Origin of the sequence: Pseudomonas sp. LS1212 (genome assembly GCF_024741815.1) — a bacterium.
Lineage (GTDB): Bacteria > Pseudomonadota > Gammaproteobacteria > Pseudomonadales > Pseudomonadaceae > Aquipseudomonas.
The window spans coordinates 2,477,343-2,503,798 of sequence record NZ_CP102951.1 but is presented as its reverse complement, the minus strand read 5'-3'; the positions used below and the strand labels follow the sequence as shown (position 1 = coordinate 2,503,798).

General features: G+C 60.1%; 27 protein-coding genes and 2 pseudogenes. 11 read left to right on the top strand and 18 right to left on the bottom strand.

Annotated elements, in window-relative coordinates:
- Positions 1 to 10 precede the first annotated feature (10 nt).
- Positions 11 to 1,231, top strand: a complete 1,221-nt coding sequence (arsJ, locus tag NVV94_RS11800) for an organoarsenical effux MFS transporter ArsJ (protein WP_258447311.1) — start codon at positions 11 to 13, stop codon at positions 1,229 to 1,231.
- 76 nt (positions 1,232 to 1,307) lie between these two features.
- Here the strand turns inward: arsJ and NVV94_RS11795 are convergent, their stop codons facing one another.
- Together NVV94_RS11795 and NVV94_RS11790 are read right to left on the bottom strand one after the other, a co-directional pair.
- Positions 1,308 to 1,634 carry a DUF3077 domain-containing protein gene (locus NVV94_RS11795; RefSeq protein WP_258447310.1) on the bottom strand — a complete coding sequence of 109 codons (327 nt, stop codon included), beginning with the start codon at positions 1,632 to 1,634 and terminating at the stop codon, positions 1,308 to 1,310.
- Positions 1,635 to 2,109: 475 nt separating this feature from the next.
- Positions 2,110 to 2,319, bottom strand: coding sequence for a hypothetical protein (locus tag NVV94_RS11790; RefSeq protein WP_258447309.1), 210 nt, complete (start codon positions 2,317 to 2,319; stop codon positions 2,110 to 2,112).
- A gap of 211 nt (positions 2,320 to 2,530) precedes the next feature.
- Between NVV94_RS11790 and NVV94_RS11785 the strand changes: the two genes are divergently transcribed.
- Both NVV94_RS11785 and NVV94_RS11780 read left to right on the top strand, forming a co-directional pair.
- Positions 2,531 to 3,907, top strand: a complete 1,377-nt coding sequence (locus NVV94_RS11785) for a cystathionine beta-synthase (RefSeq protein WP_258447308.1) — start codon at positions 2,531 to 2,533, stop codon at positions 3,905 to 3,907.
- Entirely contained in the window at positions 3,904 to 5,082 is a 1,179-nt protein-coding gene (locus NVV94_RS11780) for a PLP-dependent aspartate aminotransferase family protein (protein WP_258447307.1), read from the top strand. The genes NVV94_RS11785 and NVV94_RS11780 overlap by 4 nt, the downstream gene beginning before the upstream one ends.
- Before the next feature lie 111 nt (positions 5,083 to 5,193).
- Here the strand turns inward: NVV94_RS11780 and NVV94_RS11775 are convergent, their stop codons facing one another.
- Both NVV94_RS11775 and NVV94_RS11770 read right to left on the bottom strand, forming a co-directional pair.
- Positions 5,194 to 5,631, bottom strand: a complete 438-nt coding sequence (locus tag NVV94_RS11775; protein WP_258447306.1) for a glycine zipper domain-containing protein — start codon at positions 5,629 to 5,631, stop codon at positions 5,194 to 5,196.
- Positions 5,632 to 5,661: 30 nt separating this feature from the next.
- On the bottom strand, positions 5,662 to 5,877 hold the full coding sequence (locus NVV94_RS11770; RefSeq protein WP_258447305.1) for a hypothetical protein: 216 nt from the start codon (positions 5,875 to 5,877) through the stop codon (positions 5,662 to 5,664).
- A 277-nt stretch (positions 5,878 to 6,154) separates the two neighbouring features.
- Here NVV94_RS11770 and NVV94_RS11765 point away from each other — a divergent pair, with 277 nt between their 5' ends.
- The 5 genes and pseudogenes from NVV94_RS11765 to NVV94_RS11745 form a co-directional block, all read left to right on the top strand.
- Positions 6,155 to 6,940: a response regulator gene (locus tag NVV94_RS11765; protein WP_258447304.1), complete on the top strand. Its 786-nt coding sequence runs from the start codon at positions 6,155 to 6,157 to the stop codon at positions 6,938 to 6,940.
- Positions 6,888 to 6,998: a hypothetical protein gene (locus NVV94_RS11760; RefSeq protein WP_258447676.1), complete on the top strand. Its 111-nt coding sequence runs from the start codon at positions 6,888 to 6,890 to the stop codon at positions 6,996 to 6,998. The genes NVV94_RS11765 and NVV94_RS11760 overlap by 53 nt, the downstream gene beginning before the upstream one ends.
- A gap of 12 nt (positions 6,999 to 7,010) precedes the next feature.
- Positions 7,011 to 7,385 carry a DUF2784 domain-containing protein gene (locus tag NVV94_RS11755; RefSeq protein WP_258447303.1) on the top strand — a complete coding sequence of 125 codons (375 nt, stop codon included), beginning with the start codon at positions 7,011 to 7,013 and terminating at the stop codon, positions 7,383 to 7,385.
- Between the two features lie 168 nt (positions 7,386 to 7,553).
- Positions 7,554 to 8,213: an isoprenylcysteine carboxylmethyltransferase family protein gene (locus NVV94_RS11750; protein WP_258447302.1), complete on the top strand. Its 660-nt coding sequence runs from the start codon at positions 7,554 to 7,556 to the stop codon at positions 8,211 to 8,213.
- Between the two features lie 286 nt (positions 8,214 to 8,499).
- A pseudogene (locus tag NVV94_RS11745) lies at positions 8,500 to 8,946 on the top strand (CBS domain-containing protein); the annotation flags it as partial.
- Between the two features lie 99 nt (positions 8,947 to 9,045).
- On the opposite strand, the gene NVV94_RS11740 reads toward NVV94_RS11745, so the two are convergent.
- The 8 genes and pseudogenes from NVV94_RS11740 to adhP form a co-directional block, all read right to left on the bottom strand.
- Positions 9,046 to 9,954 carry a MurR/RpiR family transcriptional regulator gene (locus NVV94_RS11740; protein ID WP_258447301.1) on the bottom strand — a complete coding sequence of 303 codons (909 nt, stop codon included), beginning with the start codon at positions 9,952 to 9,954 and terminating at the stop codon, positions 9,046 to 9,048.
- 89 nt (positions 9,955 to 10,043) lie between these two features.
- The gene (locus NVV94_RS11735; RefSeq protein WP_258447300.1) at positions 10,044 to 10,808 is read right to left on the bottom strand and encodes an ABC transporter ATP-binding protein; all 765 of its coding nucleotides are present in this window, start codon (positions 10,806 to 10,808) and stop codon (positions 10,044 to 10,046) included.
- Positions 10,809 to 10,826: 18 nt separating this feature from the next.
- A complete protein-coding gene (locus NVV94_RS11730; protein ID WP_258447299.1) occupies positions 10,827 to 11,939 on the bottom strand; it encodes a succinylglutamate desuccinylase/aspartoacylase family protein in 1,113 nt (370 codons plus the stop codon).
- A gap of 10 nt (positions 11,940 to 11,949) precedes the next feature.
- Complete coding sequence (locus NVV94_RS11725) at positions 11,950 to 12,648, bottom strand: ABC transporter permease (protein ID WP_258447298.1); 699 nt, start codon at positions 12,646 to 12,648, stop codon at positions 11,950 to 11,952.
- A gap of 15 nt (positions 12,649 to 12,663) precedes the next feature.
- A complete protein-coding gene (locus NVV94_RS11720; RefSeq protein ID WP_258447297.1) occupies positions 12,664 to 13,353 on the bottom strand; it encodes an ABC transporter permease in 690 nt (229 codons plus the stop codon).
- Between the two features lie 90 nt (positions 13,354 to 13,443).
- Positions 13,444 to 14,220 carry an ABC transporter substrate-binding protein gene (locus tag NVV94_RS11715; RefSeq protein WP_258447296.1) on the bottom strand — a complete coding sequence of 259 codons (777 nt, stop codon included), beginning with the start codon at positions 14,218 to 14,220 and terminating at the stop codon, positions 13,444 to 13,446.
- Between the two features lie 289 nt (positions 14,221 to 14,509).
- Positions 14,510 to 14,953, bottom strand: a pseudogene (locus NVV94_RS11710) (hypothetical protein); the annotation flags it as partial.
- A gap of 269 nt (positions 14,954 to 15,222) precedes the next feature.
- On the bottom strand, positions 15,223 to 16,251 hold the full coding sequence (gene adhP, locus NVV94_RS11705; protein ID WP_258447295.1) for an alcohol dehydrogenase AdhP: 1,029 nt from the start codon (positions 16,249 to 16,251) through the stop codon (positions 15,223 to 15,225).
- 324 nt (positions 16,252 to 16,575) lie between these two features.
- Here adhP and NVV94_RS11700 point away from each other — a divergent pair, with 324 nt between their 5' ends.
- From NVV94_RS11700 to ribBA, 3 genes are all read left to right on the top strand, one after another.
- Positions 16,576 to 17,250, top strand: a complete 675-nt coding sequence (locus tag NVV94_RS11700) for a hypothetical protein (RefSeq protein ID WP_258447294.1) — start codon at positions 16,576 to 16,578, stop codon at positions 17,248 to 17,250.
- Positions 17,243 to 17,953, top strand: coding sequence for an RES family NAD+ phosphorylase (locus NVV94_RS11695; RefSeq protein ID WP_258447292.1), 711 nt, complete (start codon positions 17,243 to 17,245; stop codon positions 17,951 to 17,953). Before NVV94_RS11700 ends, NVV94_RS11695 begins: the two co-directional genes overlap by 8 nt.
- Before the next feature lie 365 nt (positions 17,954 to 18,318).
- The gene (gene ribBA, locus NVV94_RS11690; RefSeq protein WP_258447291.1) at positions 18,319 to 19,428 is read left to right on the top strand and encodes a bifunctional 3,4-dihydroxy-2-butanone-4-phosphate synthase/GTP cyclohydrolase II; all 1,110 of its coding nucleotides are present in this window, start codon (positions 18,319 to 18,321) and stop codon (positions 19,426 to 19,428) included.
- 65 nt (positions 19,429 to 19,493) lie between these two features.
- On the opposite strand, the gene NVV94_RS11685 is transcribed toward ribBA, so the two are convergent.
- The 6 genes from NVV94_RS11685 to NVV94_RS11660 all read right to left on the bottom strand — a co-directional run bounded on the left by NVV94_RS11685 (position 19,494) and on the right by NVV94_RS11660 (position 26,393).
- Positions 19,494 to 20,258 (bottom strand): ABC transporter ATP-binding protein, encoded by a 765-nt coding sequence (locus NVV94_RS11685; protein ID WP_258447290.1) that lies wholly within the window; start codon positions 20,256 to 20,258, stop codon positions 19,494 to 19,496.
- 15 nt (positions 20,259 to 20,273) lie between these two features.
- Positions 20,274 to 20,984, bottom strand: coding sequence for an ABC transporter permease (locus NVV94_RS11680; protein ID WP_258443422.1), 711 nt, complete (start codon positions 20,982 to 20,984; stop codon positions 20,274 to 20,276).
- Positions 20,981 to 21,709, bottom strand: coding sequence for an ABC transporter permease (locus NVV94_RS11675; RefSeq protein WP_258443423.1), 729 nt, complete (start codon positions 21,707 to 21,709; stop codon positions 20,981 to 20,983). The genes NVV94_RS11680 and NVV94_RS11675 overlap by 4 nt, the downstream gene beginning before the upstream one ends.
- Before the next feature lie 54 nt (positions 21,710 to 21,763).
- Positions 21,764 to 22,546, bottom strand: a complete 783-nt coding sequence (locus tag NVV94_RS11670; RefSeq protein ID WP_258447289.1) for a transporter substrate-binding domain-containing protein — start codon at positions 22,544 to 22,546, stop codon at positions 21,764 to 21,766.
- Between the two features lie 509 nt (positions 22,547 to 23,055).
- Positions 23,056 to 24,078, bottom strand: coding sequence for a formylglycine-generating enzyme family protein (locus NVV94_RS11665; RefSeq protein ID WP_258447288.1), 1,023 nt, complete (start codon positions 24,076 to 24,078; stop codon positions 23,056 to 23,058).
- Between the two features lie 14 nt (positions 24,079 to 24,092).
- Complete coding sequence (locus tag NVV94_RS11660; protein ID WP_258447287.1) at positions 24,093 to 26,393, bottom strand: hypothetical protein; 2,301 nt, start codon at positions 26,391 to 26,393, stop codon at positions 24,093 to 24,095.
- Between the last annotated feature and the right edge of the window lie 63 nt (positions 26,394 to 26,456).

Sequence of the window (26,456 nt, the reverse complement as noted above, 5' to 3'; positions counted from 1 at the left end):
GGGGGCGATCATGAACGCGTTGTCCGCCCTGCCCTCGCCAGTGCGCCAGTATCTGCTGGTGACCGGCAATTACTGGGCCTTCACCCTCACCGACGGCGCGCTGCGCATGTTGGTGGTGCTGCACTTCCATACCCTGGGCTACACACCGCTGCAAATCGCTGCGCTATTCCTGTTCTACGAGTTCTTCGGTGTCATTACCAATCTGGTGGGCGGCTACTTCGGCGCCCGCCTGGGCCTCAATCGCACCATGAACATCGGTTTGGGCCTGCAGGTGGCGGCCTTGCTGATGCTGACAGTGCCCGCCGCCTGGCTGACCCTCCCTTGGGTGATGGGCGCCCAGGCCTTGTCGGGCATTGCCAAAGACCTCAACAAGATGAGCGCCAAGAGCTCGATCAAACTCCTGGTGCCCGACAACCGGCAAGGCACGCTCTACCAGTGGGTGGCGATCCTCACCGGCTCGAAGAACGCGCTCAAAGGCGTGGGTTTCTTCCTTGGTGGTGCGTTGCTGGCATGGCTGGGCTTTACCGGCGCCGTGCTGCTGATGGCTGCTCTGCTGGCGCTGATCTGGGTCGCCAGCCTGTTGCTGCTGAAAAAGGACCTGGGCAAGGCCAAGGCCAAGCCGAAGTTCCGCGAGCTCCTCTCCAAGAGCCGGGCGATCAACATCCTCTCGGCGGCGCGCATGTTCCTCTTCGGCGCCCGTGACGTATGGTTCGTGGTGGCGCTACCGGTGTACCTGAGCACGGTGCTGGGCTGGGACTTCTGGCGGGTCGGCGGCTTCCTGGCGGCGTGGGTCATCGGCTACGGCATCATCCAGTCCCTGGCCCCGAACATCACGGGAAAGAATCGCGGGCACGTTCCAGACGGGCGAGCGGCCTTCGTTTGGGCGGCAATGCTGGCGGGGTTGCCTGCCGCTATCGCACTTGGCCTCTCGGCGGGCTGGTCGCCTCATGTGGTGCTGCTGGGTGGGCTGATGGTGTTCGGCGCCCTGTTCGCGGTGAACTCCTCGCTACACAGCTACCTCATCGTCGCCTACGCCAAGGAGGATGGGGTGTCGCTGGACGTGGGTTTCTACTACATGTCCAACGCCCTGGGCCGACTTATCGGCACCCTGCTGTCCGGGTGGATTTATCAACGCTACGGGCTGGAAGCCTGCCTTTGGGTATCCACGCTGTTCGTGTTGCTGGCGGCCCTGATTTCTATCGCCTTGCCCAGGCATGCCGAGGCGAGATGAAAATTCGGGGTTGATAACCCCTGACGTAGGCGCCCGTGTTGCCCACAACCGGCCAACACGGGCGCCCCGGACGACTTTACTCAGCCGGCGGGTTCTGCCCGCGTGCTTCAGCGCCATCGAGCAGCGCATCGACCAATGCCTTGGCCACCTCGAGCGAATGCAAGGTTGACCAAAGCAGGCCTTTCTCCACTTTGTTCGACTGGTTGCAGGCTTCATTGGCGGTTGCGCAGGCGCACCTAAGCATCAGTGAGGCATGCACCAGGGCGTCTTCGGCATTGATGCCTCCGCGCACGGCGAACAGCGGCGCATGGCCGGCATCGCATGAGCCAAAGGCGGTTTCGGCGGTTTTGTGGATGGTTCCGGGTGGAAGCGAGGATGGTGGATCGGGAACGATTTTTATCATTAGTGCAACTCCTGACATATTGATGAAACCGTCAGCATCACTTCCACATGATGGGTGGCGGCCGTACGCAGGTGTGGAAGACCGGGATGTCAGGAGCCCGGCGCACCAAAGGTGCCCCGCGCACAGCCGCCATAAAGCGCTGGCGCAAAAAAACGCCAGTCCCAAAGGCGGCGCTTGTGCGCCTGACATCGACGGGCTTCCACACCCGGTCGCTGAATTTGCAGCGACTCAAGGAGAGTAGTGATCGAAGGCGCGCCAGACAACCCGGAAACGGACTAGCGCTGCGTAGGATATTTCCTAAGCACCGAGAACGCGAATGTAAATTTACGACCGAGGCGACTCTGACCATTCAGCATTTGCAGTCCCACATCTCACAGGATTGTGCCGATGGGCACGGCGATCCACACACGAAGACGCTGCGAGCCGCGAGCTCGTGCTAACCGCATGCGCCGATGTAGCCAGTACGGAAGGCGCGCTAGTGCACCTTCTTCAGGTCGGCTATCGCATCGTCAATGGACTGAGCATTGTGGTCCAGAGTCTTCAGCGCCTGGCGAATGTTGTGGGCCAGGTCGTTGCGCCCCAGGTGCTCGGCCAGGAGCACCAGTTCATCAAGCGCCGCAGCAATCGCCTGCTGATTTTCGTAGAGCTTCTCGATCGCAAGGGGAAGGGCATATTTGTTTGTCATGGCACGATCCTCCATCGCATCAGGAAAGCTTAGCAGGGACACAAAAAACCCCTTTGTCGTTTAGGCGGCGACGCTACCGGCTGGCTGCACAAAGTTGCGGTTGGCGCAATCCCGGCCTATGTTCCAAGCGAGACTTTTGCCTGCAACTGGCGCGCTGACTGGCCGCTGGTTGCTGTCCATCCAATGCGGAATCCCGCAGCGAGGTGACGACATGCCGAACGACTCCCGCCCCGCCGTACTCGAACTGATCGGCAATACGCCGCTGGTGCGCGTCAGCCGCTTCGATACCGGCCCGTGCACGCTGTTTCTCAAGCTCGAATCGCAGAACCCCGGCGGTTCGATCAAGGATCGCATCGGCCTGGCGATGATCGACACCGCCGAGCGCGACGGTCGCCTGCGACCCGGCGGCACCATAGTCGAAGCCACCGCCGGCAACACCGGCCTGGGTCTTGCCCTGGTCGGCCGCGCCAAGGGTTACCGGGTGGTGTTGGTGGTGCCGGACAAGATGTCCACCGAGAAGGTCCTGCACCTCAAGGCGATGGGCGCCGAAGTGCACATCACCCGCTCCGACGTCGGCAAGGGCCATCCCGACTACTACCAGGACGTTGCTGCGCGGCTGGCGCAGGAGATTCCCGACGCCTTCTTCGCCGATCAGTTCAACAACCCGGCCAACCCGCTGGCCCACGAGTGCAGCACCGCTCCGGAGATCTGGGCGCAGACCCAGCATGATGTGGATGCCATCGTCGTCGGCGTCGGTTCGGCCGGCACGCTGACCGGGCTGACCCGCTTCTTTCGCCGCGTGCAGCCTGACCTGGCCATGGTACTGGCCGATCCCGTCGGCTCAGTGGTCGCCGAATACAGCCGCAGCGGCACCCTCGGTACACCCGGCTCCTGGGCGGTCGAGGGCATCGGCGAAGACTTCATTCCGTCTATTGCCGACCTTTCCAGCGTGCGTCAGTCCTATTCGATCAGTGACGAGGAAAGCTTCGACCATGCCCGCCAACTGCTGCGCGCCGAAGGCATTCTCGGCGGTTCTTCGACCGGCACATTGCTGGCGGCGGCACTGCGCTACTGCCGCGAGCAAACCGAGCCGAAACGGGTGGTCAGCTTCGTCTGCGACACCGGCACCCGCTACCTGTCGAAGGTCTACAACGACCAGTGGATGACCGATCAGGGCTTGCTTGCGCGCAAGCGCTACGGCGATCTGCGCGACCTGATCGCGCGGCGTTTCGAGGATGGCCGGGTGATCAGCGTGGGCCCGGACGACACTCTGCTCACCGCCTTCCAGCGCATGCGCCTGGCTGATGTGTCGCAACTGCCGGTGCTGGTGGACGGACAGCGGTTGGTCGGGGTGATCGACGAGTCCGATATTCTGCTTGGCGTGCACGAAGACGCTTCGCACTTCAGCATGACCGTGGCCAGCGCGATGACCGGCAAGCTGGAAACCCTGCCCCCCGGCGCCAGCCTGGCTGAACTGGAAGCGGAGCTCGACCGTGGGCTGGTGGCAATCATTGCCGACGCCTCGGGCTTCCACGGCCTGATTACCCGCGTCGACATGCTCAATCACTTGCGCAGATCCCTCCCATGAGCCAGCACGATGAAACCGCCGCGCCACGCGCCTTCGCCACCCGTGTGATCCATGCCGGACAGGCGCCGGACCCTTCCACCGGGGCGCTGATGCCGCCGATTTACGCCAATTCCACCTATGCGCAGCAGAGCCCCGGTGTGCACAAGGGCCTCGACTACGGGCGCTCGCACAACCCCACGCGCTGGGCGCTGGAGCGTTGCGTGGCGGACCTCGAGGGCGGTACCCAGGCCTTCGCCTTCGCCTCCGGGCTGGCGACGATCTCCACCGTGCTCGAACTGCTCGACGCAGGCTCCCACATCGTCTCCGGCAATGACCTGTACGGCGGTACGTTCCGACTGTTCGACAAGGTGCGCCGACGCAGCGCCGGACATCGATTCAGCTTCGTCGATCTGGTTGACCTGGCGGCATTCGAAGCGGCGCTGCAGGACGACACGCGGATGGTCCTGGTCGAAACGCCGAGCAATCCGTTGCTGCGCCTCACGGACCTCGCCGCCGTCGCGCGCATCTGCCGCGAGCGAGGCATCATCTGTGTGGCCGACAACACCTTTGCCAGCCCGTGGATTCAGCGCCCGCTGGAGCTGGGCTTCGATATCGTGCTGCACTCGACGACCAAGTACCTGAACGGCCACTCCGACGTGATCGGCGGCATCGCGGTGGTCGGGCAGAACTTCGAGCTGCGCGAGCGCCTGGGCTTCCTGCAGAACGCGGTGGGTGCTATCGCCGGGCCATTCGATGCTTTTCTCACCCTGCGCGGTGTGAAGACCCTGGCGCTGCGCATGGAACGCCACTGCAGCAACGGGCTGGAGCTGGCGCAATGGCTGGAACGTCAGCCTCAGGTGGCGCGCGTCTATTATCCGGGCCTGCCGTCGCACCCGCAGCACGAACTGGCGCGGCGGCAGATGCGCGGTTTCGGTGGGATGATTTCCCTCGACCTGAACAGCGACCTGGCCGGCGCCAAGCGCTTTCTCGAGAGTGTGCGGATCTTCGCCCTGGCCGAGAGCCTGGGCGGGGTGGAAAGCCTGATTGAGCACCCGGCGATCATGACGCACGCCAGCATCCCCGCAGACACCCGCGCGCAACTCGGCATCGGCGATTCGCTGGTGCGTTTGTCAGTGGGTGTCGAGGATGTCGAAGACCTGCGCGCCGACCTGGCCCAGGCGCTGGCGCGGATTTGAATGGATTTTCCAGAACTGCATTCAAATCCTGGGCAATAAGCATAAAAAAATCCGAAATCCTTATCGGATTCCGGATTTTTCTGCTGATCAAGGATTAGTCAACTCAGCCACTTAATCGTGCTTATGCTTATGCTTGTACTTATGCTTGTGCTTACCGTTGTAACTCTTTCTGCTTGAGCCGTGATCACGATCATCGTCGGCCACGTTATTGCCTAATGCGCCGCCCGCGGCGCCACCCAGGCCTGCGCCAATAGTGGACCCGGTTGCACCACCGATTTGATTGCCAATCACCGAACCGCCTGCGGACCCGAGCCCGCCGCCGATAGCGGCTTCGGTTCTGTTGCCTTTCGGCGCACCGACGGCGCTGCCTGCAGCACCCCCTACGCCAGCGCCGATCGCAGCACCGGTACTTCCGCCAATCTGCTGACCGACTATGTTACCCAATGCGCCACCAAGGCCGCCGCCGACGGCTGCGCTTCCATCTCCTGCGGCTATTGCGCCTTGTGCGATCAAAATGCCTAGAGCAAAGGTAGGTAGCGTTAATCGCATTGCATGAACCTCAAAAAGTGGTTGTTGCGTTCAGACTGCAATTATTGATGCTGATCGTTCTAATCTGGAAATTGAAGAGTTTGAGCGCACGGCATAGCCAAAGTTCGATTTGTAGCCCCGATATTTACAGCTTACTCGTTCCCACGCGCTCTTGTATGGGCGTTCGGCGGTCGTGTTGCCGGCATGAGCTGCGACGCTCGCAAGCGCAAGGAACAACCCGCTGACATAACTGTTGAGTTTTTTCATGATGCAGACCTCCAGGTGAGTGGCCTGGCATGGCGACTCGGTGCGGCTATTAAGGACTGCGCACGTATCTCGAATGTGTCGGCCTGGCTGGGGCTGCCAGCCGCTGTGTATCCAAACGGCCAGGAAATACAGTTCGATACAAAAGGACTAGAATCGACCTGGATTTGTCAGCCAGTGTATCTACGGCCGACCCGATACACTGCAATACAAAGCCGCGCAGCGCTCGGTGTGTGGCTCGATAGAATGCGACACGCCCTGGAAACCGAGGTAGCAGGCAATGGACCATATCGATCACATACTGGTCGTCGATGACGACCGTGAAATTCGCGAACTGGTGGCCAACTACCTGAAGAAGAACGGTCTGCGCGCCACCGTGGTCGCCGATGGACGACAGATGCGTTCGTTCCTCGAGACCACACCGGTGGACTTGATCGTGCTGGACATCATGATGCCGGGCGACGATGGGCTGGTGCTGTGTCGTGAGCTCCGGTCCGGCATGCACAAGGCCATCCCGGTGCTGATACTGACCGCACGCAACGACGAGACCGACCGAATCATCGGCCTGGAAATGGGCGCCGACGATTATCTGGTCAAACCTTTCGCCGCCCGTGAGCTGCTGGCCCGGATCAAGGCCGTGTTGCGCCGTACCCGGATGCTTCCGCCCAACCTGCGGGTTACCGAAGCGGGACGCCTGATCAGCTTCGGCGACTGGCAACTGGACACCACCACTCGCCACCTGCTCGATCGCAGCGGCACCATGGTTGCACTCAGCGGCGCCGAATATCGGCTGCTGCGGGAGTTCCTCGATCACCCTCAGCGGGTGCTGAGCCGCGATCAGTTGCTGAACCTGACCCAGGGCCGCGATGCCGACCTGTTCGACCGCTCCATCGATCTGCTGGTCAGTCGGCTGCGCCAACGCCTGCTCGATGAAGACAGTGAGCCGGCCTACATCAAGACCGTGCGCAGCGAAGAATTCGCGCAACCGCGACACCGGTGGCACGGGCCTGGGCCTGGCCATTGCCCAGCAACTGGCGCAGGCCATCGGCGGCAGTCTGACACTTAGCAATCGGGAAGGTGGCGGCCTGGCGGCGCGGGTTACGCTGGGCCCCGTGCCACACTGATACGGAGTCGACATGTTCTACCGGATAGCCGCCGATGGCTTGCTGCTGTTCCACCTGCTGTTCATTGTCTTCGTGCTGGGCGGCGGGCTGCTGGCGCTCAAATGGCCCCGCCTGTGCTGGTGGCACCTGCCTGCCATGGCCTGGGGAGCAGCGGTCGAGGGTTTCCAGTGGCCGTGCCCGTTGACCGGTTGGGAAAACGACATGCGCCGGGCTGCCGGAGACGCGGGCTATAGCGGTGGGTTCATCGAACATTATCTGTGGCCGCTGATCTATCCGGCCGGGCTGACACCTGGCATTCAGGTATGGCTGGGTGTGCTGGTGCTGGTGATCAATGCGCTCATCTACCTGATGTTGTTGAGGCGGTGGAAGTCGAGACGAGGTGCCTAGTGCGAACAGGGTGGCTTGCCTGAAACTTGGCGGTGAGGCCATCGCTGGCAAGCCAGCTCCTACAGGTTTGCGCGGACTCTGTAGGAGCTGGCTTGCCAGCGATGCTAGCGACTCGGTCTCCAGATACTTCTACGCTGATCGAATCGAGGCCTGCAGAGCGTACAAGCCATGAAAATCACCCCCCGCCTGGCTCTTTTGAGCCTGGCAACCACCCTCGCCTATCTCGGCCTCGCCGTACTGGGATGGGGTGGCTTCGCTGCGTACTTTGCCCAGCCCGCATTGGTGGTCATCGCGCTGGCCACTCTGGTGCTGGCTGCGTTGGCACTTTGCACCGAGGGCAACCTGAGCCCGGGTGAGCGTGAAGACAAAGCGAACCGATGGGTGCTGCCGGTTTTCGGAGTGCTCGGCCTGCTCGCCGCTTTTCTGCCGGCCTACACCGACCGGCTGGATATCTGGACGCTCGATGGCGAGGGCATGCGCTGGCTGGGGGTCGTGCTTTTTATCGCCGGGGGTGCGCTGCGGCTCTGGCCGGTTTTCGTGCTGGGCAACCGCTTCAGCGGGCTGGTGGCTATTCAACCCGGCCATACCCTGGTCACCACGGGTATCTACCGTACGCTGCGCAACCCCAGCTATCTCGGGCTGCTGATCAACGCGTTAGGCTGGGCACTGGCCTTTCGCTCCGGCGTCGGCGTGTTGCTGACGGTGCTGATGCTCATTCCGCTGATCGCGCGTATTCGTGCCGAGGAAGCACTGCTGCATGCGCAGTTCGGTGCCGAATACGAAGCCTATTGCGCAAAGACCTGGCGGCTGATTCCCGGGCTCTATTGAGCCCTGCACGTATTGCCCCAAAAAAGCACCCGCAGGGCTCACCCGCCCCCTTCTGGTTCAATGCAATGCAGCGAGAAGCCCGGAAAAGCCCCCTTTGCCGTGGCTGGCATGGAATCTGCTCTAGCTCTGGCAACCCTGCCGAAATCTTTGGCGGGTCCCGGATGGTCAACGTTGACCACCACAAATCGATGAACACCAGGCAAAGGCGCCTGGAGCTGCTGGCCGGCTCCAGGCGCCTTTGCTTTTTTTTTGGCCACACCCCCCGACCCTGTACTGGAGAGACCCCATGAAGACCGTCGCACAACTCCTGAAGTCAAAGGCCATGCAAAACCAGCAAGTCCACACCATCGCTCCCGATCAGATGGTGCTGGATGCATTGAAGGTAATGAAGGTAATGACTGAAAAAAATGTCGGTGCTCTGCCGGTCGTGGAGAATGGCCAGGTGGTAGGCGTCATCAGCGAGCGCGACTACGCGCGCAAGGTTGTTCTGCTGGGACGCTCCTCGTTCGGCACCCCCGTCAGCGCAATCATGAGTGCACCCGTGGTGACGGTGGACTCGCGCCAAAGCGTCGAGACGTGCATGGGGATCATGACCGATAGCCACCTGCGCCATTTGCCGGTAGTGGAAAACGGACGACTGCTGGGCTTGCTGTCCATTGGCGACCTGGTTAAAGAGGCCATCACCGCGCAGGCTGACCTGATTCAGCAATTGGAACAGTACATTCGGGGAGACTGGGCGCAGGGCACGGCGCGAGAACCTGCAATGCATGCGGCACACGTCAGCCACTTGCCATAACGAATCAAGGACATGCTGCCAGGCCGCACGGGCACATTACTTCCTGGCAGACTTATGACCGTCCGGCATGTGCAAGTAACTCATCACGCTTTCAGTGAGTTCGGTCGCCAGCCTTACCGCTTGTTTATTACGTGTCATCACCCCCGCCACCAACCCTTCGATCAAGGCCAGCACGGCGATGTTGGAACTGGTCAGGACCGGGTGGTCGGCTGGCGCGAAGAGCACGTGCCGGGCGATGGGGGCCAGGGGCGATGCGGGTGAATCGGTGATCGCCAGTACCGTCGCGCCACGCTCGCTGGCGAACCGTGCAAGCTGCGTCGTGTCGAGGGAATAGCGAGGCAAGGCGATGGCCAGCAGCACGTCCTGGTCAGTGATCGCTGCCAGCCGGTAAGCCGCGTTTTCGTTGCCGCCCTCCATGCTGATCGCCGTGGCGTCGGCGCAGAACGGCATGAGGGTCGAGGCTGCCAGGCCGGCCATGTAAACGCTGTTGCCAAAACCCAGGATATAAATTTTGCGGGCCTTGGTCAGGCAGTTGACGAAGGCTTCGAAGCTCTCGGCATGGTTGTTGGTGCCGGCGGTGCCGAGGTTGCTGGTGGCGCTCTGGATTTGCTCATGCAGGCCAAATGCACCATCGGGGCGATGGGCCAGTTCGTTGCGCAACTTGTCGACCGGGGAAACCATTTGCTGCAAGGTCGCGACCAGCTCGGCCTTCATGCCGGTGAAACCGCCCAGGTCCATGACCTTGGCCAGGCGGTTGACGGCCGCAGGCGAAGTCGCGGTCTCCCGGGCCAGCTCCTCGATGGTCAAGGTAGCGGCCTTGAGTGGATGGCGCAGGATATAGTCCGCCACCTTGCGCAGCGACGGTTGCAGGTCGGGGACGATTTGCGCCAGTTTGCGCATCACCGGTGCGGCATAGACAGTCGAGTTCTTCGAGGGAGTAGGCATATCCGGCTCAATGTGTGCAGGTACAAGGTGGGCGCCAGTGTATCCGAAGCCGACTGTTGGCGTGCGCGGCCAACAGTCGGTGTGCCGGGCTATTTCAAGCTGCCGGCAAGGAACTGCTGCAGCCGTTCGGACTGCGGCCTGACCAGCACATCGCGGGGGTTGCCGCTTTCTTCGACGCGGCCCTGGTGGAGGAACACCAACTGGTTCGACACCTCGCGGGCAAAGCCCATTTCATGGGTCACCACCACCATGGTGCGGCCTTCCTGGGCCAGGTCCTGCATCACCTTGAGCACTTCGCCGACCAGTTCCGGGTCGAGTGCCGAGGTCGGTTCGTCGAAGAGCATCACCTCCGGTTCCATCGCCAGTGCCCGGGCAATCGCCACCCGCTGCTGCTCGCCACCGGACATGTGTGCCGGATAGGCACCCTTGCGGTGTGCGACGCCGACCTTGTGCAAATAGTGCTCGGCTTTTTCCCGCGCCTGCTGCTTGCTCAAGCCCTGCACATGCACCGGGGCTTCCATGACATTTTCCAGGGCGCTCATGTGCGACCACAGGTTGAAATGCTGGAATACCATCGCCAGGCGCGAGCGCATGCGCTGCAGTTGTCCAGGCTCGACGGCCTTGAGCCCGCCGAGCCGGTTGGCCACCAGCTTCAGTTCTTCTCCATTGAGCAGAATGCGGCCTTCGTTGGGTTGTTCCAGCAGGTTGATGCAGCGCAGAAAGGTACTTTTGCCCGAGCCACTGGAGCCGATGATGCTGATCACATCGCCGGCTTGTGCCTGAAGGGAAACGCCCTTGAGCACTTCGTGACGACCGTAGCGCTTGTGGAGATCGCGAACTTCGAGTTTGTTCATGGTTTGCACTCTGTTGAATCAGTCGCTGAGCAAGCGACCCTGGCGAATGGGAGTACTGCCGGCCACCTTGGCCAACCACAGTCCGGGCTGGGCGAAACGCAGGCGCTCGCGGGCATAGAGAATGCCGTCGGTGCAGGCGTGTACCACGCTGTGTCGATCGGTCAGCGGGTCAAGCACCTCGAACAACGGGTCTCCCACCTTGACCCGGGCACCCAGCGGTTGCAGAAAACTCACCACGCCCGGGTGCGGTGCATAGGCGTACTGCGCCCCGGCGAACGGCGTGGCTTCACAGCAAGTGGCTGGTGCGGCAGGCCAGTCGCCGCTGATCAGGCCCTGCTCGGCCAGAAAACCGAGAATCTGCTCGGCACTGGCCAGGCACGGCTCGCGTTCGGTATCGGCCATGCCGCGCAACTCGATGGTGGTGGCCAGGCAGGCCAGCGGAATATTGGCCTCGGGGAAGCGTTCGGCCAGGCGCAGCCAGGGCATCGCGCACGCTTCATCGAAGGCATTGCCGCCGGCATCCTCGGCCAGCAGTGCGGCGCCTGCGCCCAGCCGCGCAGCCAGCGAACGCAGGCGTGGCCAGTTTTGCGGGAAGGCGTAGAGCAACATGATCGACTCGAAGTCGCAATGCAGGTCCAGCACCACGTCGGCATCGCAGGCGTGCTGCAACAGCCGGCGGCGCAATTCATCGAGCTCCGATCCGGCCGCGGGCAAGTCCATCAGGACATCGACCATGGTGCGGCGGATGAGCGCGATATTGGCCTGCGCATCGTCACCCAACCGGCCTTCCAGGCGGGACGCCACGGCGTCGGCGAGCACCGGGAAGTCCCGATTGAAGTTCTTCCCGCTGGAGAACTCGAAGCGGCCCTGGTGAGTCGCCTGGAACATTTGCCCAAGCCCGATCGGATTGGCCACCGGCACCAGTTCGATCACTCCGGTCAGGCGCCCCTGCTCTTCCAGCTCGCGCAGACGGCGCTTGAGCTCGACGGCAACGCGCATGCCCGGCAATTCGTCGGCATGCAGCGAGGCCTGGATGTAGGCCTTGCGCGGCCCACTGCCAAAGCGGAACAACGACAGGTGGCGCTCGGTGCCAGTGGCGCTCCAGGGCAACAGGTATTGAATGTGGTTCATGAGATTTTCCTTAATGCTTGCGTGGCGCCAGATACGCCAGCCAGTGGCGCTCGGCCAGCTTGAACAGTCGAACCAGGATGAACGTCAGGACCAGGTAGATGAGGCCGGCGGTAATGAAGGCTTCGAACGGCATATAGAATCGCGAGCTGACGGTGCGGGCTGCCCCGGTGATGTCGACCAGGGTGACGATGGAGGCAAGGCTGGTGGTTTGCAGCATCATCAAGACTTCGTTGCTGTACTGCGGCAACGCGCGGCGCAAGGCCGAAGGCAGGAGAATCCGCCGGTACAGGGTCCAGCGAGACATGCCCATGGCCCTGCCCGCTTCGATCTCGCCATTGGACGTGGCCTTCAGGCTGCCAGCCAGGAGTTCGGCGCTGTAGGCACTGGTATTGATCGCGAACGCCAGGCAAGCGCAGAAAGTGGCGCTGGACAACCAGGGCCAGAGCACGCTTTGACGTACAGCCTCGAACTGCGCCAGGCCGTAATAGATGAGGAACAATTGCACCAGCATCGGCGTGCCGCGAATCACGTAGGTGTACAGCCAGGCCGGAAAGCTGATGAGCACTGAGCGCGACACCCGCATCAACGCCAGGGGAATCGCCAGCACCAGGCCGCACGCCAGGGAGATCAGCAGAATCTTCAGGGTCAGTAGCGCGCCGCCGAAATACAGCGGCAGGTTTTCCCAGATCAGGGCGTAGTCGAGAATCATGGGTTCACTCCTCACTCACAGGTCGGCGGCTTTGATGCCGACCGAGTAGTGTTTTTCCAGGTAACGCAGGGCCAGTAGCGACAAACTGGTCAGCGCCAGATACAGGGCCGCCACCGCAAGGAAAAAGGTAAAGGGCTGATGGGTTGCATCCGCCGCGTTCTTGGCCTTGAACATCATGTCCTGCAGGCCGATCACCGAGATCAGTGCGGTGGACTTGGTCAGCACCAGCCAATTGTTGGTGAACCCGGGAATGGCCAGGCGAATCATCTGCGGCACCAGGATGCGCCAGAACACCTGCAGGCCACTCATGCCATAGGCCACGCCGGCTTCGCCCTGCCCTTTGGGGATGGCCATGAAGGCGCCGCGAAAGGTTTCCGAGAGATAGGCACCAAAGATGAAGCCCATGGTGCAGACGCCGGCGATAAAGGGGTTGATATCGATGTAGCGGGTATAACCGAGCAACAGTGCGATGCGGTTCACCAGATCCTGGCCACCGTAGAAAATCAGCAGGATAAGCACCAGGTCGGGGATTCCGCGAATCAGGGTGGTGTAGCCTTCGCCAAGCAGTGCCAGCCACTTCAGTGGCGACAGGCGAAAGGCCGCGCCCAGAAGGCCCAGGGCAATGGCCAGCGCCATGGAGGTCAGGGCCAGGTTGATGGTGAGCCAGGCACCCTCGAGGATGCTCGAGCCGTAGCCGTAAAGCATGATGAAATTCCTCACGCGATGCGCCGCAAGGCGCGCGGGACAACGAGAAAGCGGCGCCTCACAGGCGAGACGCCAGCGCCGCGGTCGGGGTTATTGGCCGTAGATGTCAAACGTGAAGTACTTGGCCTGCACTTGCTGGTACTTGCCGTTGGCGCGGATGGCATCGATGGCGACGTTGAAGCGCGCAGCGTTGGCGCTGTCGCCTTTGCGCACGGCGATCCCGGCGCCCCTGCCGAAGTATTTGGGGTCGTTGATGTCCGGGCCGGTCAGGGCGAAGCCCTTGCCCGCAGGCGTTTTGATGAAGCTTTCATCGGTGTTGACGATGTCCGCCAGGGTGGCGTCCAGGCGACCGGATGCGAGGTCGAGGAAGGCTTCGTTCTGCCCGGAATAGCGCACCACGATCACCCCGGCTTTCTCAAGCTGCTCGGTGGCGTAACGGTCGTAGGTCGAGGCGCGTTGCACGCCGACTTTCTTGCCCTTGAGATCCACCATGGGGTCATTGATCGCGTTGCCCGCCTTCATCGCGAACTTGCCTGGGGTGTGATAGTACTTTTTAGTGAAGTCGACGGACTTCATGCGGTCCTCAGTGATCGACATCGACGACAGCACCGCATCGATCTTGCGCACTTTCAGCGAGGGGATCATGCCGTCGAACTCCTGTATGACCCACTGGCACTTGACCTTCATCTCTTCACAGAGCGCATTGCCGATGTCGTAGTCGAACCCACTGATGTTGCCTTCCGGGGTTTTATAGGAAAACGGTGGGTAGGCCGATTCGATGCCGATACGCAGGGTCTCTTCCTCGGCATGGGCCAGAATGCTGAAGGCGCTCAGCGCGAGAGCGCCCAGAAGTTCGATCTTGTTCATTTTAGTGACTCCTTTGATTCCGGTCTGGCGGGGTGTTGTTGGTTTTGTTGCGCCTATAAATGACACGTTTTATTTCAAAACTCAATTGTTTAAAAATATTTGTATCATTACGAGGCGCGCCAATACGCACCGACATGCTCTGCGCCGGCACATTGGGCTGGGTATGACGCCTCGTCGGATTGAAAATGTCAGGCTGCGCTGTCCAGCCAGTTCGGTACTTTTATCCGTAAAATCGGGGCCTCATGGCATCGATTGATAGCGCTGCTGCGCCTTGGGCCCTTTCACGAAAAAAGGACGTTTCGGGGAAGAACACATTGAGAACGGTTGCCAGCGCAATGCCGATACTCGACAGCATCAAGGCATTGACCGGTATCCCGCGCTTGCTCAGCGCCCCCATCGCTTTGGGCGCATGACCGGCACGCGACAGGCTGAACATCATGCGCGTGGTGATGTACAGCTGGCTGTTCATCGCCGACAACGCCGCGAGCACGATCGCCGCCCACTAGGCGTAGCGCACCAGGAACCCTGCCAAAGGGCTGACATAGTATTCGGCATAGGCGCCGAACGAGCCCGAGGTCGAGTGGGCCACGGTCATTTCCGCCAGGCAGCCCATCAACAGCAAGGTGATGAGGGCACCGATGGCATAACTGAGCAGCACGCTGGGGCCGGCAAAGCCGATGGCGAAGGCGCTGCCCATGAACAGGCCGGTGCCAATGGCGCCACCGATGGCAAGGCCGGCGAAACGCTGCCGATGCGACGGGCCCCTGCCGGCAGCAGTCGGTGGCGCAACAGGCGTCCGAGCGCATCCGCACAGCCCGCGAGGCACAGGTCGTGTCGGTGGAAACCGAACGCATGCGTGAAGTCGCGCCGTTGCCGTTCGACCTCGGGACACTGCAGGAATGGCGCTGAATCATGCTCGCTGGCGTTGTGCCAGGTTCGACACTTTGAGTAAGTCCACCGGCCTCCTCTGTCCGCACTTGGAACTGCTCCTGGCCTTCGGCATCAGGCTGTGAGATCGAGCACTATGCGGCCTTCGATCTGGCCTTTGCGCATACGGGTGAAGATGTCGTTGATGTTTTCCAGGGGCTCGCTGTGGACCGTCGCCTTGACCTTGCCTTCGGCAGCGAAATTCAACGCTTCCTGCAGGTCCAGCCGGGTGCCGACGATGGAGCCACGCACTGTGGTGCCATTGAGCACCATGTCGAAGATCGACAGGGAGAACTCGCCCGGCGGCAGGCCGTTGAGGGCGATGGTTCCGCCGCGGCGAGTCATGCCCAGGGCTTGTGCAAAGGCCTTTGGCGAGACGGCGGTAACCAGCACGCCATGGGTTCCTCCGATTTCCTTCTTCAAGTAGGCTGCCGGGTCCTGGTTCAGGGCGTTGACGGTGAGCGTGGCGCCGAAGTGCCGCGCGAGTTCCAGTTTCTGATCGTCCACATCGATGGCGGCAACATTCAGGCCCATGGCCTTGGCGTACTGCACCGCCATGTGGCCGAGGCCGCCGATGCCGGAGATCGCCACCCACTGTCCGGGGCGGGTATCGGTCATTTTCAAGCCCTTGTAGACGGTCACGCCGGCACACAATATTGGGGCGATCTCGATGAAGCCGATGTTGTCCGGCAAGTGACCGACGAAGTTGGCGTTCGCCAGGGCATATTCGGCAAAGCCACCATTCACCGAGTAGCCGGTATTCTGTTGGGCTTCGCAGAGTGTTTCCCAGCCGCCCAGGCAGTGCTCGCAATGGCCGCAGGCGGAATGCAACCAGGGGATGCCTACCCGGTCGCCTTCCTTGACATTCTTGACGCCGGTACCCACGCCGACGACGTGGCCCACGCCCTCGTGGCCTGGAATGAAGGGCGGGTTGGGTTTGACCGGCCAGTCGCCTTCGGCGGCATGCAGGTCGGTGTGGCATACGCCGGAAGCGGCAATCTTGACCAGGATCTGGCCTGGGCCGGGGGTGGGTACCTCCACTTCCTGGATTTGCAGCGGTTTGCCAAACTCAAGAACGACAGCGGCCTTCATTTTTTTAGGCATGGCGCGTCCCTCAGGATATAGGGCGTGGTAATCAGTAAAGGCCAGTTTTTGCCAGTTCGCCACAGAGAATGGGGTGTTGTGGCAGGCCACAGCACCTTGCTTTGGCGTCTGGCGGTCGGTGGGTTCCCCCGGTGTCTGAAGGCGGCTGGAGAATTTGCCCTGATGTGCGCCTGAAGATAGGCAAAATGGGCCTAATTAAGCGGATAACGAGACGCACAGTGAAAGGCATCGCAGCCACTTGCCGGATGAGGCAAGATGGGAATCTTTAGGGTTATACTGGATATGCTACTATTTGATAACTCGCATAATCACAGGAGAACATCCATGAGTGATGTTCAAGAGCATCCGGGAGTCTCCACCTTGATTGGTACGCCCAAAGAGGTTCAGGCCCGACTTGGGAAGTCACACGCCGATCGGGTTCTGGTGGTCACGTTCGATCACATCAAGCCGACTGTCTTCGAGGCCCTGGCAGAGAACTTCTCGAATATGGCATCCTCCATGTTCGACGTGCTGCTCGAACGGCATGATCGGGAGTCGCTTGAGCGACTTGCCGAGGTGCTGATGCCGCGAACGCCCCCTTCGCCGCGCCTGCTCAAGGAAGCGGCCATGCTCGTGCAAGCGCGTAAGGCCGTACTGGAGAGCGGGGACTGGCTGACCGCGGCAGACGTCGCTCAACTGGCCGGGCTTAGTACGCGCAACCCCAGCGCCCAACCCAACAAGTGGAAGAAGCAAGGGCTGATCTTCGCCATCCACCATAACGGCGTCGACTATTACCCTGCCTACGGTCTGGATCGCGACGCCGGCTTTCGCCCGCTCAAGGCGCTGGCCAGGGTCATCGAGGCGCTCGCCGGCCACAAGGACGGCTGGGGCATGGCCTACTGGTTTCGCTCGCCGAACAGCTTCCTCGGGGCTAAGCGGCCGCAGGACCTGATCGGCGTGCAGCCTGAGCGGGTGATAGAGGCCGCACGCGATGAAGTGCAAGAGATCGCCCATGGCTAAGCGAGCCGCCAAGCCTTCGGGCGTAGTGGTGACGCCTAAGCCAAACGAGGCGTCTTCGTCCGTTACGCCAGCACCGCCAGACAAACTCCATATCACCCTGACCCCGCTGGCGGCGGGCGAGGCGCTGCATCGCGTTCACCTGGAAAAGTATGGGGCCGATCAGTTCAATCCCGGCATCCAGGTTAATGCGCGCTTCAGCCCGATCCAGAACGAGCAGGGCCAGCCCATTCCCACCTTGTATGCCGGCACCACGATGCCGTGCGCGTTGATGGAGACTGTCTTCCATGACGTGCCGCATGTGCCGGGATTCAAGAGTTTTGAAAAGAACAAGCTCTCCGGCCAACAGCATTCAGCCATCAAGGTCACGCAAGACCTTCAACTGGCCGACCTGGGAAGCGTGGCACTTCGCAAGCTGGGCATCCCCCGCAAGCAGCTGATCGACACAGAGAAGGATCAGTACCCGGCCACACGGAAGTGGGCCGAGGCGGTGCATCACCAATGCCCCGAGGCGCAAGGACTTTCGTGGGTCTCCAGGCAGGACGACTCGGCACGCGCATTTGTTCTGTTCGGTGACCGGATTCCCGCCGGCGTGCTGCAGCAACAAGGCACTTCGCGCAGCCTTCTGGAAGACGCCGGCGTCTACGACGAGGTGCTCGACCTGGCGGATCGGATCGGTGTCAGCATTGTGGCAGGGAAAAGCTGAAATGGAATGTTTCCGGATCGACGAAAGCGGGTACACGGGATTCGACTAGCTGAACCCGGAACAACGTTTTCAAGGCGCCACAGCCATTGCGATCAGCGATGACGAGGCAGCACCCCTGATCCGTGAGCATTTTCCGAAACTTCAAGCGCCTGAGCTCAAGTACCGGTCGCTTGCGCGCAGGCCCGGTTATCACCGGGCGCTCCTGGATCTTCAGGGCGCCATGCTGACCCAACACTTACACCGTCACTTTTTTTCGGTACCCGCCTGGACCGTGCGCGCAAGGCTGCGAAACGGCCAGGCGGGTTGGTGTGCTTCTGTATCACGGTATACCATAGCCATTTAACTGCCCGTACCGAGAAATACCCATGGCCTTTAACAGCATCGAAGAGATCCTCGAAGACTACCGGCAAGGCAAGATGGTCCTGCTGGTGGACGACGAAGACCGGGAAAACGAAGGCGATCTGTTGCTCGCCGCCGACCACTGCAATGCGCAAGCGATCAGCTTCATGGCCCGCGAAGCACGTGGCCTGATCTGCCTGACCCTGACCGACGAGCATTGCCAGCGGCTGGGCCTGGAACAGATGGTGCCGAGCAACGGCAGCGTCTTCAGCACCGCCTTTACCGTCTCCATCGAAGCGGCCACGGGCGTGACCACCGGCATCTCGGCCGCCGATCGGGCGCGCACCGTAGAGGCCGCCGTGGCGCCAGGTGCCACGGCAGCAGACGTGGTGCAGCCGGGGCACATCTTCCCGCTGCGTGCCCGCGAAGGTGGCGTCCTGACCCGCGCCGGACACACCGAAGCCGGGTGCGACCTGGCCCGCCTGGCCGGTTTCACCCCGGCTTCGGTGATCGTCGAAGTGATGAACGACGACGGCACCATGGCCCGCCGCCCGGAACTTGAAGTATTCGCCGAGCGCCACGGCATCAAGATCGGCACCATCGCCGACCTGATCCACTACCGCCTCAGCACCGAACACACAGTGGTGCGCATCGGCGAACGGGATTTACCGACGGTGCATGGCACCTTCCGCCTGATCACTTACGAAGACCGCATCGAAGGCGGTGTGCACATGGCCATGGTCATGGGCAACATCCGCCGTGACGACCCGACGCTGGTGCGCGTGCATGTGATCGACCCCTTGCGTGACCTGGTCGGCGCCGAGTACACCGGCCCCTCCAACTGGACACTGTGGGCGGCGCTGCAGAAAGTCGCCTCTGAAGGCTGCGGCGTGGTGGTGGTGCTGGCCAATCACGAGTCCTCGCAGGCGCTGCTCGAACGGATACCGCAATTGACCCAGGCGCCTCGGCAGTACAACCGCTCACAGTCCAGGATCTACTCCGAAGTCGGCACCGGTGCGCAGATTCTCCAGGACCTGGGCGTCGGCAAGCTCCGGCACCTTGGGCCGCCGCTCAAATATGCGGGGCTGACCGGGTATGATCTTGAAGTGGTGGAGTGCGTTGGTTTCAAGGGATAGGTTTCGAGGGATAGTCGAGCACCCTCGGGCGACTGGCCAGTCGCCCGAGGGTGGGTTGCGCCGGCTTATTTCAGGTTGCCACTGAGAAATTGCTGCAGGCGCTCGCTTTTAGGATTGCCCAGTACGTCCTCGGGTGCGCCCTGCTCTTCGACCCGCCCCTGATGCAGAAACAGCACCTGATTCGACACTTTGCGCGCAAAGCTCATTTCGTGGGTCACCATGATCATGGTGCGGCCTTCCTCGGCCAGCCCCTGGATGACCTTGAGCACTTCGCCCACCAGTTCCGGGTCCAGGGCCGAGGTCGGCTCGTCGAACAGCATGATCTCCGGCTCCATGGTCAGGGCCCGGGCGATGGCGACGCGCTGTTGTTGCCCGCCCGAGAGAAACGCCGGGTACTGATCGGCGACCCGTGACGGCAACCCCACCTTGTCCAGATAACGCCTGGCCCGTTCCTCTGCATCCTTTTTGCTGACACCCAGCACCCGGCGCGGGGCCATGGTGATGTTGTCGAGCACGGTCATGTGGCTCCACAGGTTGAAGTGCTGGAACACCATCGCCAGGCGCGTGCGCAGGCGTTGCAACTCATCGGCGTCGGCCACGCGCATGCCGTGCCGGTCGTGAGCCATGTGGATCGGCTGGTTGTCCAGGCTCATGGCGCCGTCGTTGGGGGTCTCGAGGAAATTGATGCAACGCAGGAAGGTGCTCTTGCCCGAGCCGCTGGCGCCGATCAGGCTGATCACATCGCCAGTCTTGGCTTTAAGCGAAACGCCCTTGAGCACTTCATGGCTACCGTAGCTCTTGTGCAGGTTTTCAACGGTCAGTTTGTACATGTGCAAGTTCCTGAATTAGTGGGCTGGGCCAAGGAAGGACAGCCAACGGCGCTCAGCCAGGCGGAACAGACCGACCAGGGAAAAAGTGACCGCCAGGTAGATCGCCGCGGCGATGCCAAAGGACTGGAAGGTCAGGAAAGTGGCCGAGTTGGCATCGCGCGCGACCTTGAGGATGTCCGGCACGGTGGCGGTAAAGGCCACGGTGGTCGAGTGCAGCATCAGGATCACTTCGTTGCTGTAGAACGGCAGCGAACGGCGCAGGGCCGACGGCATGATGATGTAGGCATAGAGCTTCCAGCCGCGCAGGCCATAGGCCTTGGCCGCCTCGACTTCACCATGGTTCATGCTGCGAATGGCCCCGGCGAAGATTTCCGTGGTGTAGGCGCAGGTGTTCAGGGCAAAGGCCAGGATGGTGCAGTTCAGCGCATCGCGAAAGAAGGCGTCGAGCAGCGGCTGGGCGCGCACCGCGGCGAGGCTGTAGATCCCGGTGTAGCAGATCAGCAGCTGGATATACAAAGGCGTGCCGCGAAACAGGTAGGTGTAGAACTGCACCGGCCAGCGCACCCAGGCATTGGATGACACCCGGGCAATCGACAGCGGGATCGACATCACGAAGCCGATGACCAGCGATGCGCTGAGCAGCCACAGCGTCATGGCCAGGCCGGTGATGTGATAGCCGTCGTGATACAGGAAGGGTTTCCAGTATTCCTGCAGAAGTTCGATCATCGTACCGCCTCCCGGGTGCCTGCTGCGTAGAAGATCTCCAGCCGGCGCAAGACGTAATTCGAAGCAGTGGTAATCACCAGGTAGATCAAGGCAGCGAGCACCAGGAAGAAAAACAGTTGATAGGAGCTTTTGCCGGCATCCTGGGCCACCTTGACCAGATCGGCCAGGCCGATGATCGAAACCAGCGCTGTGGCCTTGAGGATCACCATCCAGTTATTGCCGATGCCCGGCAGGGCGAAGCGCATCATTTGCGGGAAGACCACGAAGCGAAAACGCTGGCCACGGGTCAGGCCGTAGGCGGTTGCGGCTTCCATCTGCCCGCGCGGCACGGCGAGGATGGCGCCGCGAAAGGTCTCGGTGAAATACGCCCCGTAGATAAAGCCCAGGGTGATGACCCCGGCGCTGAACGGGTCGATCTCGATATAGTCCCAGCCCAGCACTTCGGTGAGGCTGGTCAGCCAGGTTTGCAGGCTGTAGAAAATCAGCAGCATCAACACCAGGTCCGGTACCCCGCGGATCAGCGTGGTGTAGAGCTGCGCAGGGACGCGCAGCAGGGACGATCTTGAAAGCTTGGCACTTGCGCCGATCAAGCCGAGCAATACGCTCAACAACAGCGACAGTACCGATAATTTGACGGTCATCCAGGAGCCTTGCAGCAACAGCGGGCCGAAGCCCTTCAGGCTGAAGCCTGACAGCCCCAGAATCTGCAATAGGTGTTCGAACATTGGGCAGCCCTTTGGCAATCGAAAAGCGCCCATCGACAGATGGGCGCAGGGTCGTTATTGGCCGCTGTGGAGGTTCAGGTCACCAAAGTGCTTTTGCTGGACGGCAGCGTAGGTGCCATTGTCGTGCAGTGCCTTGATGCCTTTATCCAGAAGCGCCTTGAGCTCCTGGTTGCCTTTGTTGATACCCACTGCGGTTTTCGATGGCAGCAGCTCACTGTCGACCGGCTTGCTGACTTCAAAGTCGGCACCTTGTGGCGACTTCAGGAAACCCAGTTCCGCTTGCAGCATGTCCTGGATCGAGGCATCGAGGCGGCCGGAGATCAGGTCGGCGTAGACCTGATCCTGGTTCTGGTAGGCCTGGGTCTGGACCCCGGCCTTGTTCAGAACGGCCTTGGCGTAGGCTTCCTGGATGGTGCCTTGCTCGTAGCCGACTTTCTTGCCCTTGAGCGACGCAATATCTTCGCTCAGGCCGGCGCCTTTCTTGAACACGAAAGAGGTGGGGCCCGAGAACAGCTCACTGGAGAAGTCGATGACTTTCTCGCGCGCCGGCGTGACCGTCATGGACGAGATCACACCGTCGAACTTGTTGGCCTTGAGGCCCGGAATCATGCCATCGAAATCACTTTCGACCCATTTGCACTTGACCTTCAGTTCAGCGCAGATCGCATTGCCCAGGTCGATATCGAAGCCCACCAGGCTGCCATCGGCGGCCTTGGACTCGAACGGTGCGTAAGACGGATCGACGCCAAAGCGCAACTCCTTGTATTCCTTGGCCAGCGCAGAACCGGCAGCCACACACAAAGCCAGAGCAGAAAGGGTCAGAAAAGCTTTTTTCATTGTTTTTTTCCCTGAAGACCAACATGGGCGCTTGTGGCGCGTGAGTACTCGTACTGCGTGACGCAAGGTCCTACGCACACGCAGATACTTGTACAGACAAGCATATGCAATCAACCGGCCAATTTGCCGATCGAGCGTTTGGAAAAGCGCGCGAAGCGCACTGGGTCGGGCCTGACAGGCAGTTGAACGCAAGGGCTGGGGTAGCCCGCCAGACTGTTACCGAAGCAGGTTTTGCCCCCGATTGGGGTGTGAGGTAACAACATGTGAGAAGTGTGGACGCTGCTGGTTCTATACGGCATATCTGTGGAAATGAACGACTTGTTCCATAGGTTACGAGCCCCTCGCTCCAGTGATTGTGATCCTCCGCGCTGATGATTCTGAGCCAGCCCTGACCTTATTCAGTGGCTTACTGTCCTGATCGCGATAGCAAGGTAGTTTTTCCGGTTTTTTATTATTGGCATGGGAACACCTGTCCCTTGGGACATTGTTTTATTCTCACGTTTATCAATTCATAGCTTGGGGTCGTTTACTACGCAGCGGGCTGTTTTATCAGCAATTGATAACAACTCTTCTTTATTCACAACGCTGTAGAAATGCCCATCTGGATTTCTGTAACTACGCTGCACATTTACGCCGCCCCCCCACTGTGGGTCGGCATAACTCACTCCGCGTAAGACCTTGGCGTATTTGTTATTGGATGCGGGTCCCCTAAACACGGGTGAGTCCGGGCCTTGAGGGTCCTTGACCGGGGAGTTTTGGTAATAGTCTGGGTCATACCAGTCCTTGACCCACTCCTGACCATTGTCGGACATGGCATATAGTCCCAGCGGATTAGGCGGGAACCTGTCCACGGGCAAGGGCGTCAAGGAACGTGTCTTCCACCCCATCTGCTTGGCGTAAGCTTCCCGATCCCAAGAGGTGGAAATATTTATGCCTCGAGGACCATCTTGCTCTGTCACAGGACGGTGATCAGTCTTGTAGGTGCCGTCATCGGTGGCCACCATCAAAAATTGTCCACGGCTGCGTGCGGCATACTCCCACTGAGCTTCTGTCGGCAGGGAAAATGGCAGATCGCTGATCTGCGCCAACCAACTGCAATATTGGTCTGCCTCGTACCAGTCCAAATGGGCAGGTATGTTCGGTGCATCATTGATATTTTTCCAGTCATCTTGATTCCCTTCGTCCACAACCCTTAACTGCAATCCGTTATATTTAAGGTAAAATTGAAAGTCCTTATTAGTGATCTTGTACCTGTCAATGGAGTAACTGCTGAGCTCAACTTTGTGTAGTGGCTTACTATCCCTATCGCCGTCGTATGGCAGTTTTTCTGGGCCATACTGCGAGCCATAATCCCCCATCAGAAAATCGCCACCCTCGACAAAAACCAGATTGCTTTTAATTTTCTGAATAAACTGTTGCAGCTCCTGCGAGGAAACCCTGACTTCGGAATTGCTCACTGACTTGCCTACCTGATCACAACCAATCAAGGTCAAGATAAACAACAGGCTTACAGTCGGTTTTATTGTATCCATGAAAACTCCTGCCTTTACGCCAAATGGCGTGATTCCGCATTACACGGTCCGAAGTTGCAGCGCTGCGGATAATGAGTGTTAGAGCCGGTGTTGAGCTGGTAATAAAAAGTATCATTCATGGTCAGGGCGTACCCCCAAGCGACTTCTGTTTTCAAACGATCATAAATAACCGCCAGTTCGCTCTTTTCCTTGTACAACTCCTGATCGCGGTTGAAGCCCAGCTGCAAGAAACTCACCAGATATTTTTCCTGCTGCTCGGCAACGGCGAACTCGTTGTCGTCCTGGGACATGCTGACGCCATCCGGGGTCATGCGACAGAGCACCTTGCGCCATTCGGCACGGGTCTGGATGCTTTTGAGCACCCACATGACCGCTTCCTTACGCTGCTGGTAGATGTCCGGAATCAGACCGTTACCACGGTTTCCGGGATCCAAGAGGTCCCAGGTTCCATGGCGTGTGAGCAGATAAAGTAGTATCCCCTTGGCCTCGGGGGTGTGCCGCAACAGTCTCTCTGGGAGAGCGTTGATATTTTCGGCCAGTTGATTGCGCCGTCTCGAGGCCTCAAGACTCTTTTTGTTTTCATCCGCAACATCTTTTATGAATTTACTAAATTCAATAGCAACAGACTTAACATTTGTCTCTAACCCTCGGAAGCCCTCATAGATATCACTTCCTATACTTTCTACCTGCATGACACAATACTGACTGTAAACCTCAAAGTTCCCTTTTTCCACCATATCAAAAAAACTGTAATCCAACCGATACAGCTGATAGATCAACCAAGCACCAAACTCGACAATCGTATTCGTACCCACTTCACAGATAACACCACTCTTGGCCCCAACGCCCCAACACAGGCTGGCAGCCACATGAAAGCAGAACTTGCCATTGATAAAAGTGCAATGAAACTTGCCGCCTGCCCCAGCACCGGCCAGCCCGGCAATATTGCCGCCGATACTGCAAAACTCGGTAAATTCACCGCTGGATTTCAATATGCCGGCCAAGCTGGCATTGGGATCCACCGGCGGGGCGGGTTTCAGCCATTGCAACCCGCCCTTGAAGCTGCCCTCCGCCCGTGCGCCGGCAAAGGCTTCGCCGGAGAGCCTCAAGCCTTCGTCCTCAGCGGCCATCTGCTGGTGGAAGACTGCCCCTCGGGTTCTCCTTTCCCTGAAGCGCGGCAATCGGCCGCCCGACTGGCCTGCCAGCATTTGCTGGTCGCCTTTCAGCACCACTTGCAGTTGCCCTTCGATCAGCACCGAGGCACCGATGAAACCGCTCAACTCGGGTGCCACGAACAGGCGTAGCATGCCCATGTCGAAGACATGGCCTTTGGTGTTGGTGTAGGACAACGACCAACCGAGACGGTCCGGTATGTAGCCAGTCAGGTTGACTGTCGCAGAGGCCAGGGACAGGTTGGCCTTGGCTTCGCCCTTGAAGGAGGCCTGGCCCTTGTTTGGGTCGAACTCCGCACTGGCCCCGACATTGGACACGAAACGCATGAACTGCGCAGCGCCGGAAACGTCTACGTTGGCGCCCAACTCGGTCTTGCCGTACAAGCTGTCATTCCACTTTTCTGCCCACTCGAACAGGACGCAATCCTTTTTCAGCTCGTCCAGATCGAAATCCGAGCCGGTCCATTGGAGGACATCTTTCAGTTCAAGCTTTAAGGTTGGCCATTTCAGGTCTGTAAGTTGTTCGGCCAGTTTTTGCGTATCGATTCGGGTTCGGCCGTTTTTGTCCTTGCTGTAGATGCTTTTCCCGCCACCTTTCTTGTCGCTGCCTTTCAAGGAGACCGTGTGCAGCTTTCTGCCGTCCTGGCTTTTACTGAAATAGCCTTTTTTGACATATGCATAGCGGGTCGGCTTACTCCCGCGTTTGGCTTTTGCCTGCCCCACGACTGGAATAAGCTCGACCACCTCGTCATAACTCATCCCTTGCTGCGAAAAATCACCCAGCTTGCTGTGTAGCGCCGCTCTTGTTTTCTCCAGTTCACTCTCTGCCGTTGTCACGGCCTTGTGGTGGTTTTCCGCGTCGGGGGGCGAAAGTGCGGCCTCGGCTGCGGCACGGGCATAGTGTTCCAAAACACTGGAGTAGTTGGCCTTGGCCTGATGGAACTCGTCCATGCGTATCATCATGTCGCGCCAGTGTGTTTCAAACTCACCCGCCTGGCAGTCGGCAATGAAGACCAGTTCTTCCGTTCCCGGACGAAAGTAGCACTGCACTGACTCATGATACGCAACGACTGTGCAGCCCTGTTTGCTGATCTGACTTTCGGCCACCGGCGTTTCGGCTTCGTTCATGTTTTCGAAGTTCATTTGGCATGCAATCCCTGTATGCGGCAATGAGACGCCTCCACCACTGGAAAGGCCCCTCATACG